General features: G+C 51.4%; 16 protein-coding genes. 2 read left to right on the top strand and 14 right to left on the bottom strand.

The genetic code is table 11. The features are described 5' to 3' along the window. Nucleotides 1-2: 2 nt before the first annotated feature. The 11 genes from fcl to wza form a co-directional block, all read right to left on the bottom strand. On the bottom strand, nucleotides 3-968 hold the full coding sequence (fcl, locus tag ACJHWK_RS12225; RefSeq protein ID WP_001231336.1) for a GDP-L-fucose synthase: 966 nt from the start codon (nucleotides 966-968) through the stop codon (nucleotides 3-5). A gap of 2 nt (nucleotides 969-970) precedes the next feature. After that, nucleotides 971-2092: a GDP-mannose 4,6-dehydratase gene (gene gmd, locus ACJHWK_RS12230; protein WP_000048190.1), complete on the bottom strand. Its 1122-nt coding sequence runs from the start codon at nucleotides 2090-2092 to the stop codon at nucleotides 971-973. 26 nt (nucleotides 2093-2118) lie between these two features. Then, nucleotides 2119-2667 (bottom strand): colanic acid biosynthesis acetyltransferase WcaF, encoded by a 549-nt coding sequence (gene wcaF, locus ACJHWK_RS12235; protein WP_001153547.1) that lies wholly within the window; start codon nucleotides 2665-2667, stop codon nucleotides 2119-2121. A gap of 15 nt (nucleotides 2668-2682) precedes the next feature. Further along, complete coding sequence (gene wcaE, locus ACJHWK_RS12240; RefSeq protein WP_000927005.1) at nucleotides 2683-3429, bottom strand: colanic acid biosynthesis glycosyltransferase WcaE; 747 nt, start codon at nucleotides 3427-3429, stop codon at nucleotides 2683-2685. A 10-nt stretch (nucleotides 3430-3439) separates the two neighbouring features. Then, entirely contained in the window at nucleotides 3440-4657 is a 1218-nt protein-coding gene (wcaD, locus tag ACJHWK_RS12245; RefSeq protein WP_000107816.1) for a colanic acid polymerase WcaD, read from the bottom strand. Continuing rightward, nucleotides 4632-5849: a colanic acid biosynthesis glycosyltransferase WcaC gene (gene wcaC / locus ACJHWK_RS12250; RefSeq protein ID WP_001023862.1), complete on the bottom strand. Its 1218-nt coding sequence runs from the start codon at nucleotides 5847-5849 to the stop codon at nucleotides 4632-4634. The genes wcaD and wcaC overlap by 26 nt, the downstream gene beginning before the upstream one ends. Next, nucleotides 5846-6334 carry a colanic acid biosynthesis acetyltransferase WcaB gene (wcaB, locus tag ACJHWK_RS12255; RefSeq protein ID WP_000888748.1) on the bottom strand — a complete coding sequence of 163 codons (489 nt, stop codon included), beginning with the start codon at nucleotides 6332-6334 and terminating at the stop codon, nucleotides 5846-5848. The genes wcaC and wcaB overlap by 4 nt, the downstream gene beginning before the upstream one ends. A gap of 2 nt (nucleotides 6335-6336) precedes the next feature. Continuing rightward, nucleotides 6337-7176: a colanic acid biosynthesis glycosyltransferase WcaA gene (gene wcaA, locus ACJHWK_RS12260; protein WP_000654504.1), complete on the bottom strand. Its 840-nt coding sequence runs from the start codon at nucleotides 7174-7176 to the stop codon at nucleotides 6337-6339. A gap of 128 nt (nucleotides 7177-7304) precedes the next feature. After that, nucleotides 7305-9467, bottom strand: a complete 2163-nt coding sequence (wzc, locus tag ACJHWK_RS12265; RefSeq protein ID WP_001513854.1) for a tyrosine-protein kinase Wzc — start codon at nucleotides 9465-9467, stop codon at nucleotides 7305-7307. 2 nt (nucleotides 9468-9469) lie between these two features. Continuing rightward, nucleotides 9470-9913 (bottom strand): low molecular weight protein-tyrosine-phosphatase Wzb, encoded by a 444-nt coding sequence (wzb, locus tag ACJHWK_RS12270; protein ID WP_000482901.1) that lies wholly within the window; start codon nucleotides 9911-9913, stop codon nucleotides 9470-9472. A 5-nt stretch (nucleotides 9914-9918) separates the two neighbouring features. Further along, nucleotides 9919-11058, bottom strand: coding sequence for a polysaccharide export protein Wza (wza, locus tag ACJHWK_RS12275; protein WP_000978094.1), 1140 nt, complete (start codon nucleotides 11056-11058; stop codon nucleotides 9919-9921). 658 nt (nucleotides 11059-11716) lie between these two features. On the opposite strand from wza, the gene ACJHWK_RS12280 reads away from it, so the two are divergent. Further along, complete coding sequence (locus ACJHWK_RS12280; protein ID WP_001513855.1) at nucleotides 11717-13300, top strand: TerC family protein; 1584 nt, start codon at nucleotides 11717-11719, stop codon at nucleotides 13298-13300. Nucleotides 13301-13751: 451 nt separating this feature from the next. On the opposite strand, the gene asmA is transcribed toward ACJHWK_RS12280, so the two are convergent. The 3 genes from asmA to udk form a co-directional block, all read right to left on the bottom strand. Then, complete coding sequence (asmA, locus tag ACJHWK_RS12285) at nucleotides 13752-15605, bottom strand: outer membrane assembly protein AsmA (protein WP_001252301.1); 1854 nt, start codon at nucleotides 15603-15605, stop codon at nucleotides 13752-13754. A gap of 21 nt (nucleotides 15606-15626) precedes the next feature. Beyond that, entirely contained in the window at nucleotides 15627-16208 is a 582-nt protein-coding gene (gene dcd, locus ACJHWK_RS12290) for a dCTP deaminase (protein ID WP_001234777.1), read from the bottom strand. 91 nt (nucleotides 16209-16299) lie between these two features. Beyond that, nucleotides 16300-16941 (bottom strand): uridine kinase, encoded by a 642-nt coding sequence (gene udk, locus ACJHWK_RS12295; protein ID WP_001295424.1) that lies wholly within the window; start codon nucleotides 16939-16941, stop codon nucleotides 16300-16302. A gap of 317 nt (nucleotides 16942-17258) precedes the next feature. Here udk and ACJHWK_RS12300 point away from each other — a divergent pair, with 317 nt between their 5' ends. Continuing rightward, a complete protein-coding gene (locus tag ACJHWK_RS12300; RefSeq protein WP_001520812.1) occupies nucleotides 17259-20576 on the top strand; it encodes a diguanylate cyclase in 3318 nt (1105 codons plus the stop codon). Nucleotides 20577-20594 lie beyond the last annotated feature (18 nt).

Genomic DNA, 20594 nt, shown 5'->3' on the forward strand with positions numbered 1-20594 from the left:
CATTACCCCCGAAAGCGGTCTTGATTCTCAAGGAACCACTGGTAAGTGCTGGCAAGCCCCGCTTCCAGTGAGATTTCGTGATACCAGCCAAGCTGATGCAGGCGCGTCACATCCAGCAGTTTGCGCGGCGTACCATCCGGTTTACTGGCATCAAAAACCACCCGACCTTTGTAACCCACCACTTTGGCGATGGTTTGCGCCAGCTCGCGGATAGTGCAGTCAACGCCCGTGCCGACGTTAATGTGCGACAGCATCGGCTGGGTGTTCTCCAGCCAGACTTCGTGCGCCAGCTCCATCACATGAATGCTTGCCGCCGCCATATCATCGACATGCAGAAATTCACGCATCGGTGTACCGCTCCCCCACACCACCACGTCAGGCGCATTCTGTGCCGTCGCCTCGTGGAAGCGACGCAGCAATGCTGGGATCACATGCGAGTTACTCGGATGGAAGTTGTCGTGCGGCCCGTACAGGTTGGTCGGCATGACCGAGCGGTAATCGCGTCCGTACTGGCGGTTGTAAGATTCGCACAGTTTGATCCCGGCGATTTTGGCAATGGCATAAGGTTCGTTGGTCGGCTCCAGCGTGCCCTGCAACAACTCGCTTTCTGCCATCGGCTGTTTTGCCAGTTTCGGGTAGATGCAGGACGATCCGAGAAACAGCAGTTTGTTCACGTCGTTCTGATGCGCAGCGTGAATGATATTGCTCTCAATCATCATGTTCTGGTAGATGAAATCCGCCGGATAGGTGTTGTTGGCAACAATGCCGCCCACTTTCGCCGCCGCCAGATAGACCTGGTCAATACGTTCGCTGGCAAAGAAATCATGCACGGCGCGGCTGTCCAGCAGGTTCAGCTCGTCGCGGGTGCGTAATACCAGTTCCACATCACCGCGCTGTTCGAGCTGACGCCTGATGGCGGAACCAACCATCCCACGATGGCCAGCGATAAAGATTCGTTGTTTACGCATGTTTATGACTCCAGCGCGATCGCCACGTCGTAGCCGTGAGATTTCAGCAGAGAGTGTTTTTTCGCCGCTTCGAGGTCATTAGCCACCATTTCAGACACCATCTCTCTGAGGGTGATTTCCGGTTTCCAGCCCAGTTTTTCGTGCGCTTTGGTCGGGTCGCCGAGCAGCGTTTCAACTTCTGCCGGGCGGAAGTAACGCGGGTCAACGGCGATAATCACATCGCCCGGTTTAACGCCCGGCGCATCATGCCCGGTGACGGAAACCACAATGCCCTTCTCTTCAACGCCCGTGCCTTCAAAGCGCAGTTTGATACCCAACTGTGCCGCCGCCATTTCTACGAACTGACGCACGGAGTACTGAACGCCGGTAGCAATTACGAAATCTTCCGGCTGTTCCTGTTGCAGCATCATCCACTGCATTTTTACGTAGTCTTTGGCATGGCCCCAGTCACGCAGGGAATCCATATTGCCGAGGTACAGGCACGACTCCAGCCCCTGGGCGATGTTGGCGATTGCGCGGGTGATTTTGCGGGTAACGAAGGTTTCGCCGCGGCGCGGGGATTCATGGTTGAAGAGAATACCGTTACAGGCGTACATGCCGTAGGATTCGCGGTAGTTAACGGTGATCCAGTAGGCGTACAGTTTGGCGACCGCATACGGAGATCGCGGGTAGAACGGCGTGGTCTCTTTCTGCGGAATTTCCTGCACCAGACCGTACAGTTCAGAGGTGGAAGCCTGATAGAAACGGGTTTTCTTTTCCAGACCGAGGAAGCGGATCGCCTCCAGCAGGCGTAGCGTACCCATCGCATCGACGTCTGCGGTATATTCCGGTGACTCAAAAGAAACCGCAACGTGGCTCATTGCGCCCAGGTTGTACACTTCATCCGGCTGCACTTCACGCAAAATACGCGTCAGGTTGGAGGTATCACTCAGGTCGCCATAATGCAGATGGAATTTCGGGTTGCAGGTGTGCGGATCCTGATAAATGTGATCCACGCGCTCGGTGTTGAATGACGATGCACGACGCTTAATACCATGCACCTCGTAACCTTTTTCCAGCAGAAACTCTGCCAGGTAAGAACCGTCTTGTCCGGTTACACCGGTGATGAGAGCGACTTTTGACATGTCTTATTCCTCTGTATTTTTTGAATTTATTCAGTTTCAACGCGTTCGCGTATCACCACTGCGGGATTCCCCCGGCAAACCACATTTGCCGGAAGCGATTTAAAAACACTGCTTCGCGCACCCACGACGGTGCCGTCGCCGATCGTGACGCCAGGGGCAACAAAAACATCTGTCGCCAGCCAGCATTTCTCGCCAATCACAATAGGCGTGGCGTTAATGGTGAAATGTTGACTTGCATGGTCGTGGCTCCCGGTGCATAAATAACTTTTTTGCGATATCACCGAATGTGCGCCAATGGTTATTTCACCGAGGGTATATAAATTGACGTCATCGCCGACCCACGCGTAATCACCTAAGGTTAATTTCCACGGATAGGTAATTTTTACTGACGGACGAATAACTACGTTTTTTCCTATTTTTGCGCCGAATAAACGTAATAAAAATGCCCGCCAGCGATACAATACTTGTGGCGACCAGGCAAATATTGTTGCCTGTACTGCCCACCACAATTGCACTTTAATAGCGTTGCCACCCCGGAACCCTTTCGGCACCGAGAATCCACTTAAATCCTGCATCGTTTTCCCTTATATTCAGCTTTTGTTATATAAGGCTTTCGTCTTTGAGGTAGTACGTTGGCGTAAATGCCAGGATAATTCAGCCCAAAAGCCAGGCACGTGCAATATCTGCCGTTGGACTTTTTTGGCGTCAGCACACAATTCCATATTATTGGTGGTAGATACCCCACCCATGGAAAATTCAGACACCAGACCATTGAGTTTTTTAAATGCATAACCGGCTTTATACATTTTGGCCGCCAGCGCGTAGTCGGACGAAACTTTATATTCCAGGTCATAACGCCATTTTTTCAAGCCGGATACCGGGAAAAATATCGCCTGATGACTGGCGGGCAGGCTGTGATAAATATACCAGCCCGGTTTGGCGCTACGTTTAATTTTATGCCCGTCGCCAAAATCCAGCAGCGCATCGCCAGTGATCATCACGTTATCTTTTTGTACTTTTAACTTACGGACAAAATTTGCGGCATCCTGATGAAAAATATCACCTGAGTTGAGAAACAACGCGAACTTGCCTTGTGCCATCGCAATGCCTTTGTTCATGGCGTCGTAGATACCGTTATCTGGCTCGCTGACAAAGCGTAGGTTATAGATACCCTTGAGATTTTCCAGGTACTCACAGGTGCCGTCATTGGAACCGCCATCGACAACAATCCATTCGAAGCTGATATCGTCCGCCTGCGCCAGATGCGCCAGCGAGGCGTGTGTTTTGACTATCCCTGCGAGGTTACGAAACGCGACAGTGATTATGCTAAGCAACATGTTCTTATTCTTACCTCGTAATATTTAACGCTTTTCGCAAAATAAACGGACAGACGATTAAAAATGCATATTCCGGGCTAAATATCGAACCGGTAAAAAACAGCGATACCGGAGTAAAAAGATATAATTGCACGCGAAAATTGCGGTTATCACCAAAAGCGTTGATCATCATTTTTATCACTTTCCCCATGTACCACAGCGATAAAAACACTGCGAACCAGGAAAAATAAATAATCAGCAGATACAAACCATTGTCTATGGTTTTTCCGACATCCGCACCGTTAAATATTCCGAATGATGCGACATATTCATAAAGTGAGCCAAATCTGACTACACCGTCAATATGGGTCAAAGAATAACCGACCATCACCAGCGGACCGACAATACGATAATACGATGACGATCCTTCCGTGCCTAAATCACCCAGACGGGTGGAAATATAAGGAAATGCAATTACCACACCAACCAGGAATACAGCCAGAGAAATCAATGCTAACGGTAACTTTTTCTTAATCGCCTCTTTATTCAGATATTGAAATGCCCACTCCAGCAAATAAAACAGGATAAAGGTCATAACCCCTGAAAACGATCCGGATAATATTATCCCTGCGAGAATCATAGCATCGGTTTTAGGCGTTTTGATACCAAACTGTTTGATGCTGAGCCAAATTGAGATTAATGCCAGAGCGAAAAATGCCGGTTCGAAATAAAGTGCTGTCGTGCGCTTGCCGCCGAATTTGATGAAATTCAGCACATAGCTGTTGCTGTAAATCAGATATTTCGAAATCGATTCCATAATACTGCTGCCGCCGGTGAGGATAATTTGCGCCATCTCCACCGCCGCCAGCGCCACCACCAACCCGACCACCAGATAAAAAAAGCGTAATATCTTGCGGTGGTTGTGGGGCGAAATCGTTTTAAAGCGAATACTCCACACCATGCCAATAATGATCACAATATAGACAAACAGCATGGTTGAAGTGACGTATTTACTGGCATCCAACGACTGACCAAACAGGTAGTTAAACGCCGTGAGTCCCGCGCCAATCCCCAGGGCAATCATTAATTTTTTAACGCTGATGCGCTCTAAAAACAGCAGTAACAAGACAGGTAAAAAAGTGACGATGGTGATGGGGAAACTTTCACCAAGCTGGGCGATTTTGACGTTAACCAGCAGGTAGATCAGCGGCAGCAGCAGGTAGCTACAGATTCTGATAGAAGTTGACATACTCCTCCAGCATCTGTTGTCCACTGTAGGCGGCACGGCTGCGCTGGCTGAACTCAGCCAGCGTGGTACCAAATACCGCCTGCGCGATTTCCGGTTTGCTTAACTGGACCAGTTGCAGCACGTCTTCTTCACTGACGGTTTTACCGCCGGATTTTTGCAGCACTTCCCGCGCCGCGTCGCTATGGGTGGCAATCACCGGCACGCCAATCGATAGCGCCTCACACAAAATTAGCGGGTAGTTATCGACGCGAGAACTGAATACCAGCGCATCCATCTGATTGAGCGCGCTCATCAACTTGCGCTTGTCAGTTTCAAAGCCGTGATTAACCACGTTGCCAGCGGTGAACGGCGAGAACTTACCAAAGGTATGCAGTTCGATTTTGTCGCCCAGCGCCATCATCTCGCGTACCAGTTGCTGGTTAGTTTTGCCGTCGTAACGCAGGTCATGCGCTACCACCGCGATTTTCGGCTTGCCCTGAGTTTCGCGCACCGGAGGCAAGTCCGCCAGAATCGCTTCGGTTGCCATATCAATGCCATTATTGATAATCCGGCAACGCCCTGGACCGTACAGACTATTGAAAGCATCAGCCACATGCTGGCTGGGGGAAATAAACTGACAGCCCAGCGCCAGCATCTCACGGAATAACTGGCGTTTGCCCGCCACCAGCTGGTGTGCGCGATCAATCTTCACCGGCGGATAATTATTTAAGGTCGGGCATTTCTGGCAGCCCGTTTTCCAGCCTTCGCAACCGTCGGTAAAGGCGCAGCGTCCGGTAACGCTCCAGTGATCGTGCAGCGTCCAGACCAGAGTGACATCCGGTTTGTGGTTTTTCACCTTTTCGCAAAAGCGCACCACGCTCTTAAGATTTAGCCAGTAGCTGTGCAGCACATGAAAATGCAGAACCACCGGGCCCGGTGTGCGAGTAATGGTGCGATATAACTCATTGAAATTGCCAAACAGATCGCGATTAAACAGACGAAACAGGGCAATGTTCGCCATCGCGGTCATCTGCGGCGTATGTTTGATGACCTGCGGATAGTTTTGATGGCTGACGCTCTCTTTGCCGCCTTTGCCGTAGCCGTAGACAAAATGTGACGCCAGCCCCTGTTGCAGCGCACGCTGGTGGAGATCTAACGCCACACCTGCCGCCCCGCCTTCCGCCAGTCGCACATTAAATTGCAAAATATTCATTTAATTACCTTCACTCGCGCTTTTTCTCCCACCACCAGCGCGTTGTCCGGGACAGAGTCGAGCACCACGCTGCCCGCGCCCACGGTGACGTTGTTACCAATCGTGATATCACCAAGAATAATGACGTTGGCACCGAGTTCGACACCGTTACCAATGTGTGGACATGCCATGTTATCGGCCCCCCGATTGCCGATAGTGACGCCGTGGCGAATGGTGAAATCATCCCCCGCTACCACGTTTTTATTGATCACTACGGCGTAACCGTGATGGATAGTGAAACGGCGGCCAATGGTCGCAGCGGCCTGGATTTCATAACCGAAAAAGCCTTCGGTGATAATGCGATACAGCACCAGCAGCGGAGCCGCCCACAGATTGTTGAGAACGTTCTTTTTGCGCCACACTGAACAAAAATGGGCGACGCGATAGGCAAGCACCATGCAGCACGGGCGTAAACTCCAGCTGTTGGCGCGCAGATCTTCCAGCATCCTTAACGCCCCCGTATTCCTTCAGCCAGACGTTTGCCGTTACGCACCGATAGCAGCGTCAACAACGTCCGCCAGGTCATGCGTTTATTGCGGATCTGGTAGAGGGTAAACAGCTGATATTTTTTGCTGGCACGGTCGAATTTGTCTTTGTGCTTGCGGTAAAAGTGGAAGTATCCGGAGAATTTTTTCGGTGACGAGGTGATCTGCATTTCACCGTGATTGATATGCAGGATCTGCGTCGCCTCTTCCACTTTCCACGGTTCGCCGTACTCCACCACCATCCGCAGGAAAATGTCGTAATCCTGTGCCGCTTTCAGTTCGGTATCGAACAAACACTCTTTGAAACGCCACGCCCAGGTAAAGACCTGATTGCCAATGATATTGCGTTTGTAGAACAGGCGGCGTGAATACGGCGATTTGGGATACAGCGGCAAACTTGCCGGTTGGGAATAGACTTCGCCCTGGCAAACGTAGTCGTTAGCGTACAAAAAGGCGTGTGTGACCAGTTGCTGTTTATGGGCGAGGAAGACGCTCAGGCGGTTGGGTGTCCATTCATCATCATCATCGATCCCGGTGATGTATTCCCCTTGCGCCAGCATAATCGCCTGGTTACGTACCGCGCACGCCCCGCTGTTAATGTCGTTGTGAATGTAGGTAATACGCGGGTCGTTGAGGGCTGTAACGTACTGTTGCAGCTGTTCCCAGGAGGTGGAGCAATCATCCACGATGATCATCTCCCAGTTACTGTAGTCCTGGCGCAGGACCGATTTTATCGCCCGAATCGCCAGTTGTTGGCGGTTCCAGGTCGGCATATAGATTGAGATCAGCGGATTGTCTTTCATAGGTTGTTCTCCCGGAGTGTCGAGATGTTCTGCCGGTTTATAAGCTTGTTTACGGGTTCTGTTGCCGGATGCGGCGCGAACGGAGGTCGGATAAGATGCGTCAGCATCGCATCCGACAGCGGATCTCGTTATTTCGCGTCCGACTTATATTCGTATTCGTAATAGCCATAATCCTGATACGCGCTGGCGCGGCGGAAGATGGAGTTCAGAATCACCCCTTTCACCGGAATACCGTTTTGCTCAAAGCGGCTCAGACTGGTTTCCACTTCTTTCAATGTGTTGACCGCATAACGCGCCACCATTAACGTGGTTCCGACATGACGACCAACAATTGCGGCATCGGTCACTGCCAGAATCGGCGGCGTATCAATCAACACCAGGTCGTAGTTTTTACTCGCCCAGTTCACCAGTTCGGCAAAGCGTTCGCTCATCAACAGTTCAGAAGGATTTGGCGGTACCTGACCGCGCGGGATCAGGTCAAATTTGGCAATAGAGGTCGGTTTAGCCGCGGTAGTAATATCGCCCTGACCAATCAGAATTTCCGACAGGCCATTAACGTTATTGGTGCCCAACAGCTCGTGGGTATAACCTTTGCGCATATCGCAGTCGATCAACAACACCCGTTTATTGGTCTGACTGATCACCGCCGCCAGGTTGGCGCAGACAAAGGTTTTACCGATTGACGGGCTAACCCCGGTCATCATCAACACATTGTTCTGCGCCTGCATCATCGCGAAGTGCAGACTGGTACGCAGACTGCGGATGGCTTCAATCGCCAGATCGGTTGGATTCCCCACCGCCAGTAGCTGGCTCTGTTTATAGCGTTTAATCCCTTTGATGGTTTTGACGCTATCGCGCGCTTTCTGCCATTCCGACAACGGGATGCTGGCATAGACGCTAATGCCGTGTTCTTCCAGCACCTGCGGGCTTTCAATGCCACGATTAAACAACGAGCGCAGCAGCACACCCACGATAGAGAGCATCAGGCCGAGGATAATCGCCCCGAGGATAATCAGCCCTTTCTTCGGTTTCAGCACACCAGGCTGGGTGATTGCCGGGTCAACAATGCGCACATCGCCGACGGTGCTGGCTTCGGTGATTTTCAGCTCCTGTTCTTTATTCAGCAGTTGCATATAGACCTGCTGCCCAGACTCGACATCGCGGGTCAGACGGACAATTTCCTGCTGGGTTTTCGGCATCGCCGTTACGCGACCGTTAAGTTTGGCTTTCTCTTCTTCCAGCGCCTGCCGTTTCTCCAGCAGCGTGCGATACGCCGGGTGAACTTTGGTGTACAGCTTGGAGATTTCCGCCTCTTTAAAGGTCAGTTCGTTCAATTGCGCGTCGATGTTCACCATCGAATCGAGCACCGCTTTCGCTTCCAGCGGCAGATCAACAGAATCTTTATCCTGACGGAAGGCATTCAGTTTGTTTTCGGCAACATCAAGGCGGCTACGTACTTCCGGTAACTGTTGCGCGAGGAAAGCGAGGCTTTTCGACGCTTCCGCCGATTTGCGCTCAATATTTTGTTCCTGATAGTTACGAGCGATGCTGTTAAGAATGTCGCGGATCTGTTCACGATCTTCACCGGTATAAGTCAGGCTCAGTACGCCTGCGTCTTTGCCGTTCTCCGTTACCGTCAGGCTGTTTTGCAGTTGGTTGATCATCCCCAGCGTGGAGTATTTGGTGACGGTAAACTCACTCCCCGGGCTGGCGTGAATAGCTTCAACCATCAGCGTGACGCCTTCTTTTTTCAGCATCTGGCCCGCTTGCCCACGGGCGCTAAAGCCGCCATCGCTGCTCAAAGTGTAGTTTTTGTCATCAAGCACATTAAGCGTAAACACCTGATCCGCCATCTCCTTAGGACGGTTAAAGGTGGTCACTTTTACCGTCTCGTTCTGGCGTCCCATCAGGCGATCCCAGCCCGCACCGAAAATCGGGAACGTGTTTTTGCTCACCGCAATATCGAGGTCGAGATCGTCCACCGTTTTACCAAGCACCAGGCGCGAACGAATCAACTGGATCTCGGCGTCCGATGCAGGCGGTTTGTTGGCTAATGCCGATCCGATATCCTGCACTAACGAATTGCCGCTGCTTTGTTCGATTTGTACCAGTGCGTCGGCGCTGTATATCGGCGTAGCGAAGAAGGTGTAAACCACGGCACAGAGGGCGAATACGGCAGTGATGCCAATTACCCACCAGCGCGCCTCAATGACGGTGCCAACCAGGCGACCAATATCGATTTCATCACTGCCCGTTACCGGAGCGGCATGTTGTTTTACTTTTTCTGTCATTCTTATACCTGCTCTGCGTTCAATGCCTGCGCCCACTGGCGGGCAGACCGTTCAAGTAATGTGTACACCGCTGCAAACGTTTCCCGGCTTTTGCGATACGGATCGGGGATTTCACATTCGTTATCCCAGTGACCAAACAGCATCACTTTGCCGCGCATCTCAGGTGCCATCTCGCATAAGCGTTCGATATGGCGCTTTTCCATGGTCAAAATCAGGTCGTAGTTGCGACACAGGCGACGGCTGATTTGCCGTGCACAGTGACCTTCCAGAGACAGTTGATGTTCTGCGGCGACGCTGATAGCGGTAGGATCAGCGCCCTTACCGACCAGCGCGCCGAGTCCAGCGGACTCCACTTTCAGCTCCGGGTGATAACGTTGCAGTAAGCGTTCCGCCGTCGGGGAACGGCAAATATTGCCGACACAGACAACTAAAATGTTGTTAAACATGACGATTACCAGTTATGAATGTCGCTGGCTGTATCCGTCATGTAACGGACACCGCTAATAGTTGGCAGCAACTGATTGATCAGACGGTTCCAGCGGGAAACCGGTGCGGTGGTGACATACACCACGTCATAAGGTTGCAGGCGGAATTCTGTCGCCATCACCAGCGACGTGGCATCGGACATATCCAGCTGGTAGATATTGGCAATCTTGCCGTTACGCCCACCCTCGCCTTTCAGCGGACGAATGACAAAGATGCCGCTGGCGTTGGAGGTGGTCATGTCGATGCCTTCAGCATTACCAAGGGCTTCAGTCAGGGTCATGCCGCTAAAGTCCATTTTCAGGGTGCTCTGTTTCTTCACTTCACCCATCACAAACACTTTCAGATCATCATTACGCGGCACGTAGAGAATATCGCCAGGATAAAGCAGTCGATTCTGATTGAGGTCGCCGTTTTGCATCAGCGCCTGCAATGAAATGCGTTCTTCACGACCATTGTGTGTTAACACCACGTTGCGCCAGTCAGCGGTGTCGGTCAGGCCACCTGCGGCGTTGATGGCGTCGAGAATGGTCAGTGGCACGTTGGTGATCGCCTGTTGGCCGGATTTATTCACCTGGCCGGAGATATAGGCTTTTTGCGAGCGGAAGGCGGCGATATTAACGTCCACCTGCGGGTCAGCGATGTACGTCGCTAAGCGCCCGGTAATATCACTGCGGATTTCAGCGAGCGTTTTCCCCACCACGTGAACTTTGCCGATATACGGATAAAACATAGTGCCGTCAGGCTGTACCCAGTTGCCGGTGTCGCTGGAGCTGCGGTACTGACCGGCTGGCGTGGTGAGTTCCGGGTGATCCCAGACAGTGACATTAAGAACGTCCCCCGGCCCGACGCGATACTGGTAATTCGCGATCTCACTTTCCAGCGTCATATTGGGGCGCGCTACGTTGGGTCGTGGGCGTAATTGATCAATCAGGCGCGGGGTCAACGGATAAACATTCACCATTTTGTCGAGATCGAAATCAGCGTCCTGCTGTTTGATGACGTCTTTACCCATCGTCGACATATTGCTGCCCGGAAGTACTGTGCAACCGCTTATCAAGGTTACTGACACCAATAATGGCATCAATTTCATTTTGGATTTCATCATTGTTTATTTATCACTTTGGCAGAGTAATTATCCTGTGCACTATTAATAGCAATGTCGCCATGCACATTTACCTTGCAGTTAATTGAATAAAAATTTAACTGGCATCAGTCCTAAAAAAATTGATTTCATCCGCAGGCTATTGACAGAATAATTCAGACTGGTCTTTCAGGCATCCAGACACGCTACCGCCCCTGGCTTTTTAGCTACCAATACACTGATTTAGTTTAATTTTTAAAACCCTCTCAACATGCAGTCGTTGATGAGAAAGGGTTATTACGGAAATTAACTTCCGAATATAAGGTGACATTATGGTAATTGAATATTGGCTCTCCAATAATGCAGGAGGAAGTGTTACAGCTAACGGAATAGCAGGCAAGGTAACAATTCGGTAATTGGCTATTTTTAAGAATTATATTAAGTGTCATTCAATATGGTTTTTAGGAGTTTCTTTAGGTTGACAATATTTAATATAGTGTCTCCACATGCGATATTTCTTAAATAATGTTTTATTATTACCACTTTTAATTCAGGGATAATGTGAGGTTATAAACCTCAAATAATGTGAGATAAATAGTGCCGCAACATTGCATTTTTGCCCTGATTTATCCATGATCGAATTGTGACATTTGTCATACAACGAATAGGTTTTGTACTTACTATGGAATGGATTGCCGATCCGTCTATCTGGGCCGGGTTAATCACGCTGATTGTGATCGAACTGGTCCTCGGCATTGATAACCTGGTCTTTATTGCCATCCTCGCCGAAAAACTACCGCCGAAGCAGCGCGACCGCGCACGGGTTACCGGGCTGCTGCTGGCGATGTTAATGCGCCTGTTACTGCTGGCGTCAATCTCCTGGCTGGTCACCCTGACACAACCGCTATTCAGCTTTCGCTCGTTTACCTTTAGCGCCCGCGACTTAATCATGCTGTTTGGTGGTTTCTTCCTGCTGTTCAAAGCCACGATGGAGCTGAACGAACGGCTGGAGGGGAAAGACAGCAATAACCCCACGCAACGCAAAGGTGCGAAGTTCTGGGGGGTGGTGACACAAATTGTGGTACTGGACGCCATCTTCTCACTCGACTCGGTGATTACCGCCGTCGGGATGGTCGACCATTTACTGGTCATGATGGCCGCCGTGGTTATCGCTATCAGCCTGATGTTGATGGCCAGCAAGCCGTTAACGCAATTTGTTAACAGTCACCCGACCATCGTTATTCTCTGCTTAAGCTTCCTGTTGATGATTGGCTTTAGCCTGGTGGCAGAAGGTTTCGGCTTCGTCATTCCGAAAGGCTACCTGTACGCTGCCATTGGTTTCTCGGTGATGATCGAGGCGCTCAATCAGTTGGCTATCTTTAACCGTCGACGTTTTCTTTCCGCTAACCAGACACTGCGCCAGCGGACTACCGAAGCGGTAATGCGCCTGCTTAGCGGGCAAAAAGAAGATGCGGAACTGGACGCCGAAACCGCGTCCATGCTGGTGGATCATGGTAACCAGCAGATCTTTAATCCGCAGGAACGGCGGATGATTGAGCGGGTACTTAATCTTAATCAGCGTACCGTCAGCAGCATTATGACGTCGCGCCACGATATTGAGCATATCGATCTCAACGCGCCGGAAGAAGAAATCCGCCAGTTGCTGGAGCGAAATCAGCATACGCGGGTGGTGGTTACCGACGGTGATGACGCAGAAGATTTGCTCGGTGTTGTTCACGTTATCGACCTGCTACAACAGTCTCTGCGCGGCGAACCGCTCAACCTGCGGGTGTTGATTCGCCAGCCGCTGGTGTTCCCGGAAACCTTGCCGTTGTTACCTGCCCTGGAGCAGTTCCGTAATGCCCGCACGCACTTTGCTTTTGTAGTGGATGAGTTTGGCTCGGTGGAAGGGATTGTGACATTAAGTGACGTCACTGAAACCATTGCCGGTAACTTACCGAACGAAGTGGAAGAGATCGACGCCCGCCATGATATTCAGAAAAATGCGGACGGTTCCTGGACGGCGAATGGTCATATGCCGCTGGAGGATCTGGTGCAATATGTGCCGCTGCCGCTGGATGAAAAACGTGAATATCACACCATTGCCGGGCTATTGATGGAATATTTGCAGCGTATTCCAAAACCTGGCGAAGAAGTTCAGGTGGGGGATTATTTGCTTAAAACGTTGCAGGTGGAAAGCCATCGCGTGCAGAAGGTGCAGATTATTCCGCTGCATAAGGATGGCGAGATGGAATACGAGGTGTGATGGTATCGGCCATTTTACCCAATGCTGCGTAACGCCTTATAACTTCAGCAATGAAGCGTTGTCTGTGGTACATGGACATCACAGCGGGGGTGTGGGTCCGGCTGTAAATCGCCGAATCGTTTCCTGTAGGCCGGGGCAGCCCACATGGATGTGGGCTGAGGGCGCGTTTTACAGGGATGTTACCTCGCGCCCGTACCCGATAGCCGAAAGGAATAAGATGAGGGAACCGCGCCAGCGGCGATTTATCGCCGGGAGCCCGGGTTGCCAGGGTGGTGGCGATTGAGCCACCCTGGCACGTTCACCGGCTTGAGCGTTCCATAGTAACGAGGAACATCAAGTGAACGGAACAGCCTTCGATCTTACATATTCAGAATATAATGGTGCCGCCACGAACGCCTGATGCGACGCTTTACGCGTCTTATCAGGCCTACAGGACAGGTCACCTGGTAACCTACATCTTCTCCAGCAACTTCTTCACATCTTTGCCATTGCGGGAATCTTTATTCCGCTCGGCCCAGTCATTCAGGCGACGTTTCGCTTCGTCCTGTAGATGTTTGCGCAGTAACTGATCCACTTGCAGACTGTAATTGAGTTGCTGCCAGTTGCCATAAACCCGCAGCGGTACTGGCGTTTCTTTGAGGAAATCAATCAGTTTGCTTTCCCCGTTCCAGCCACCCACGACCCGAATATCAAACTGGGTGTCGCAGGTTTGATCTGCCAGATTCAACATACCTTCCCCTGTAAGCGCCAGCACAGGCGATTGACCTTGCATGTCGTTTAACGTCACGACGCCATCCTTCAACGTCAAATCGGTGGTAAAGCGGTCAAGACGCGTTACGTTATCGAAGTTTTCAGCGGCCTTCACATCACCACCATTACGTTCTACCGCTTGCTGAATCATCTGCTGGAAGTTCATCCCTTCCATGCGCGTGTCGGTCATTTCGACATGTGCCTGTCCTTGCCAGTTGTGGCGGAATGCGTCGGCATCTATGTCAGCACCGGAGAAATCACCAGCCAGTGACATTTTTCCGGTCAACGAAATCGGATAGTTAAACGCCTTCAGAATGGTACCAATCTCAACGTTTTCCAGCCGTGGCTGGAAGTTTATCCGCGGATTTATTGATGTCGCGTCCAGCGTGCCCGGCAGTGAAACCTGTCCACCGTTAAGTTTGCCCTGCAGTTGAGTAATTTCCAGCAGACCCGACTTGTTGGTCATTTGCGTGGCAACATCTGTAAAATTCATTCCGCGCCAGCGCACGTTACTGGCCTGCAACAAAATATCAGCCGTAAAGCCTTGCAGTCCCTGATAGGCCGGTTCATCAATACGCGAAGAAATGACCGGGCGCGGCAACGTTGATTGGCTCTGCCCTTGCTGCGCGGTACCGTTTTCACCGTTCGCTGTTTCATTAAGCGGGATGAGGTTGTCAAGATTCAGTTGCGGAAATTGCAGTCTCAGCTGCCATTCCGGTTGCTCTGTCAGCGTGACCTGTGCTTGCCCGCTCAGCGTACTGTCATTGGCGGTCAAACTAATTTGGTTAAATGAAAGGCGTTTATGTGACTCCTGCCACTGGGCCTGGAAACTCCCCTGCCCCTGAATACCTTGTTTTGGTAAATCTGCACCCTGCAACTGCCAGTTAACTTGTTCAATAGCCGCCGTTAAATCATGCGGATAATCAGAAGCATCTACCGTACCGTTAAGGGATATCGTGAGATCGCGCTGATCGCGATTAATCCGCCCGGAGAACTCAAATGAGCCACGATGTTGGGGATCTTGTTCCATTTGCAGGCGGATATTGCGGATTGTCACCTGCTCGTCATCTTCATGCTGGAACACCAGCACGCTGTCCGCCACCTTAAGACTGGATATATCAAACGACCATCCGCGATCGTCTGACAGATCCGGCAAGGTATTGTCGCGTGGTGCAACCGGGGCATCTTCACTGCGTACCGCTTCCGTCTGCGGCGTCAGTTGGATCACTGCCCCTTTTAGCATCACCTGCTTAACGCTCAGTTGATGACTCAGCAGTGGTAAAAGCGCCACGTCCAGACGCATGTTGTCTGCGCGAACCAGTGGCTGGCTCGCGCCCTGGGCGGTGAGAGACATTCGCCCGGAGAGGATACTAAGTTGCGGCCAGACGTGCCAACGCAGTGGCCCGTCGAGCTGCAATTGATAACCGCTACGTGCAGCAACTTGCTTGACCATATAGTCGCGGAAATCATTCGGATTCACCAGCAACACTAACGCAGATAACCCGGCCACCAGCACGACCAGGAGTATCATCAGCGTCGTCAGAAATCGTCTCATGGTATCCTCAATGGGCCTGAATTAGTCTTTATCGATTCGGCTGGCTACCGCGCCCTGCTGGTTGCGATATTTCGCATCTTCACGGCGGTTGTAAGGTCGCGCCGCCGGGCCGGAAAGCGGCTCAAAGCTCAGCGCACCAATTAACATGCCCGGACGCAGCGCCAGCGGCAGCTTACCGGAGTTGTAGAACTCCAGCACAATACAGCCAGACCAGCCCGGATCGATACGGTGCGCGGTGACGTGCACCATAAGCCCCAGACGCGCCAGTGAGGAACGACCGTCCAGCCATCCCACCAGATCGGCTGGCAGCGTCACCGACTCCAGCGTCACCGCCAGCGCCAGCTCTCCTGGGTGAAGATAAAACGCCTCGCTTTCATCGAGTACGATCTCATCGCTCATCACGCGGTCAAGCGCGGCGCTCACTTCATCTTTGGGACCGCTCAGATCGATAAACGCTGCCGTGTGACCACGGAAGGTACGAAATTTATTGCCCAGGCGCACATCCACCGTCGCGCCATTAATACGCTCCACTGGCGGACGTGGGTTGATCGACAAACGGCCTTCATCAAGCCAGGCTTCAATATCTCGGTCACACAGACGCATGGCATTTTCTCCTTTCGTGCATCACTCCCTTAACGCCAATTACGTCAAGGGCATACCAGGTTATCACTGAACGGTACACAATTTATCAAGCTTATTCAAAGAACTGACTTATTTTCGCTTTCAATATATCGATGGCGATGCGGTTTTTCCCGCCGCGCGGCACGATAATGTCCGCATATTGTTTAGAAGGCTCAATGAATTGCAGGAACATCGGGCGCACGGTTTTTTGATATTGCGCCATCACTGAATCCATTGAACGCCCACGCTCGTTAACGTCACGCTTGATGCGGCGCATCAGGCAGATATCCAGCGGGGTATCAACGAAAATTGAGAAGTTAAGTTCATCACGCAAACGCGCATCCGTCAGCAGCAAAATGCCTTCGAGAATGATGACTTTCTTCGGCTCAACCGTCACCGTTTCTTTCATACGCGTATGTTCAACATAGCTGTAAACCGGCAGGTCAATGGCCGAGCCGCGTTTCAATGCTTGTAAATGCTCAAGCAGCAGGCTGTGATCCATCGCGCTGGGATGGTCGTAGTTGGTCTTAACGCGTTCTTCCATCGACAGATGGCTTTGATCTTTGTAATAGCAGTCTTCGGGAATTACGCCGATGTGTTCATCACCGACTTGCTCACGTAATTCACGATAAAGGGTACTGGCAATAAGACTCTTGCCGGAAGCCGATGCGCCAGCGATACCGATAATGACGCACTGATGAGACTGATCAGTCATATATTTAGCGACCTGATTAACCTGGATGTTAGGAAGGGGGCGACGAAGCGCCAAACGCGGCAATTATAGGGATTTCATCCGCCTGATACCAGTCGAATAGCGTTGCCGCGCGCTCAGAGTAATTGTTGACGAATAATTCCCGGTGGCAAATTACGTTGTTCAGTTTTAATGCAAGGTAAAAATTGTTATACGAAGTTGCGCAAATTATCCGCCTTTACGTCACTTTATGAGCAATTCGCATATAAAATGTAAAACTTTTGTACTAGCATAAACACAGAAACGAATACTGGCGACCTGGTCTTGCGGATAAAGCGGTAATGAGCAAACAATCACAGCATGTATTAATTGCCCTGCCCCACCCGCTGCTTCACCTGGTCAGTTTAGGTTTAGTCTCGTTTATCTTTACCCTTTTCTCGCTTGAGCTTTCGCAGTTTGGCACCCAACTCGCCCCATTGTGGTTCCCGACGTCCATCATGATGGTGGCGTTTTATCGCCATGCCGGGCGCATGTGGCCGGGGATTGCGCTGAGCTGCTCGCTGGGAAATATCGCCGCATCCATCCTGCTTTTTTCCACCAGCTCGCTGAACATGACCTGGACGACCATCAATATTGTTGAAGCCGTGGTCGGGGCAGTGCTACTGCGTAAATTGCTGCCGTGGTATAACCCATTGCAAAATCTGGCTGACTGGCTGCGTCTGGCACTCGGCAGCGCCATTGTTCCGCCTCTGTTGGGGGGTGTTCTGGTTGTCCTGCTGACGCCCGGAGACGATCCTCTCAGGGCATTTTTGATATGGGTACTTTCAGAATCCATCGGCGCACTGGCACTGGTGCCGCTGGGGTTGTTATTTAAACCACACTATCTGCTGCGCCATCGCAACCCACGGTTGCTTTTTGAGTCGCTGCTCACGTTAGCCATCACACTGACGTTAAGCTGGCTTTCGATGCTGTATCTGCCGTGGCCTTTTACTTTCATTATTGTGCTGTTGATGTGGAGCGCCGTGCGCCTGCCACGAATGGAAGCCTTTTTGATCTTCCTTACCACGGTGATGATGGTGTCACTGATGATGGCCGCTGATCCCTCCCTGCTTGCTACGCCGCGTACATACCTGATGAGCCATATGCCGTGGCTACCGTTTTTGCTGATCCTGCTGCCCGCCAACATCATGACCATGGTGATGTATGCCTTTCGTGCGGAACGCAAACACATTTCCGAAAGCGAAACCCGTTTTCGTAACGCGATGGAATATTCCGCCATCGGCATGGCATTAGTGGGCACCGAAGGGCAATGGCTGCAATCCAACAAAGCACTCTGCCAGTTTCTCGGTTACAGTCAGGAAGAACTGCGCGGACTCACCTTTCAGCAACTGACCTGGCCGGAGGATCTCAATAAAGATCTGCAACAGGTTGAAAAGCTGATCAGCGGTGAAATAAACACCTATTCAATGGAAAAACGCTACTACAACCGCAATGGCGATGTTGTCTGGGCGTTGCTTGCCGTCTCACTGGTACGCCACACGGATGGCACGCCGCTCTATTTTATCGCTCAGATTGAAGACATTAACGAGCTAAAACGCACCGAACAGGTGAATCAGCAACTGATGGAGCGCATCACGCTGGCTAACGAAGCGGGCGGGATTGGCATCTGGGAGTGGGAGCTAAAGCCGAATATTTTTAGCTGGGATAAGCGGATGTTCGAGCTGTATGAAATTCCTCCGCATATCAAACCGAACTGGCAGGTGTGGTACGAGTGCGTGCTGCCGGAAGATCGCCAGCACGCCGAAAAAGTGATTCGCGATTCATTGCAATCACGCTCTCCCTTTAAACTGGAATTTCGCATTACCGTGAAAGACGGCATTCGCCATATCCGCGCCCTCGCTAACCGGGTACTGAATAAAGAAGGCGAAGTCGAACGCCTGCTCGGCATTAATATGGATATGACCGAAGTGAAACAGCTTAACGAGGCATTGTTTCAGGAAAAAGAGCGCCTGCACATTACGCTGGACTCCATCGGTGAAGCCGTGGTCTGTATTGATATGGCGATGAAAATTACCTTTATGAATCCGGTGGCGGAGAAGATGAGCGGCTGGACGCAGGAAGAAGCATTAGGTGTTCCGCTCCTGACGGTGTTGCATATTACTTTTGGCGACAACGGACCATTAATGGAGAACATTTACAGTGCCGACACCTCACGTTCCGCGATTGAACAAGATGTGGTGTTGCACTGTCGGAGCGGCGGCAGCTACGACGTGCATTATAGTATTACGCCGTTAAGTACTCTGGACGGCAGCAATATAGGCTCGGTTCTGGTGATTCAGGACGTCACCGAATCACGCAAAATGCTGCGCCAGCTGAGCTACAGCGCCTCCCATGATGCACTGACGCATCTCGCCAATCGCGCCAGTTTTGAGAAGCAACTGCGTATCCTGCTGCAAACGGTAAACAATACACATCAGCGACATGCACTGGTGTTTATCGATCTTGATCGCTTTAAAGCGGTGAATGACAGCGCCGGGCACGCCGCTGGCGACGCTTTGTTGCGCGAACTGGCGTCATTGATGCTGAGTATGCTGCGCTCCAGCGACGTGCTGGCGCGACTCGGTGGCGATGAATTTGGTCTGCTGCTGCCAGACTGTAATGTCGAAAGTGCGCGTTTTATCGCTACACGCATTATCAGCGCCGTTAATGACTATCACTTTATCTGGGAAGGACGAGTACATCGGGTAGGTGCCAGTGCCGGGATTACCTTGATTGATGACAACAATCATCAGGCAGCTGAAGTGATGTCGCAGGCTGATATCGCCTGTTATGCCTCCAAAAATGGTGGACGGGGCCGGGTGACGATTTACGAACCGCAGCAAGCTGCCACACATAGCGAACGGGCGGCGATATCGCTTGATGAACAGTGGCGGATGATTAAAGAAAATCAGTTGATGATGATCGCCCACGGTGTCGCTTCGCCGCGGATCCCGGAAGCACGTAATTTGTGGCTGATTTCACTTAAGCTCTGGAGTTGCGAAGGCGAGATTATTGATGAACAAACATTTCGTCGTAGCTTCAGCGATCCGGCACTTAGCCATGCTCTTGACCGACGGGTATTCCACGATTTTTTCCAGCAGGCCGCAAAAGCTATTGCCAGTAAAGGCTTAAGTATCGCCCTCCCCCTTTCCGTTGCCGGTTTGAGTAGCGCCACGCTGGTGAATGAACTAATTGAGCAGCTGGAAAATAGCCCTCTACCACCACGGTTATTACATCTGATTATTCCGGCAGACGCGATTTTAGATCACGCAGAAAGCGTGCAAAAACTGCGGCTGGCGGGATGTCGGATCGTATTCAGTCAGGTGGGCCGCGATCTGCAAATCTTCAACTCGCTGAAAGCAAATATGGCAGATTACCTGCTACTTGATGGTGAGTTATGCGCCAACGTGCAGGGAAATTTGATGGATGAGATGCTGATTACGATCATTCAGGGGCACGCTCAGCGGCTCGGGATGAAGACCATCGCCGGGCCAGTAGTTTTACCCCTGGTGATGGATACGCTTTCTGGCATCGGCGTCGATCTGATTTATGGCGATGTGATTGCCGATGCCCAACCGCTGGATTTGCTGGTGAATAGCAGTTATTTCGCGATTAACTAAGGCGTGCTTCCCCATCGC

It is taken from the genome of Escherichia sp. WS547 (genome assembly GCF_046486065.1).
GTDB lineage: Bacteria > Pseudomonadota > Gammaproteobacteria > Enterobacterales > Enterobacteriaceae > Escherichia > Escherichia coli.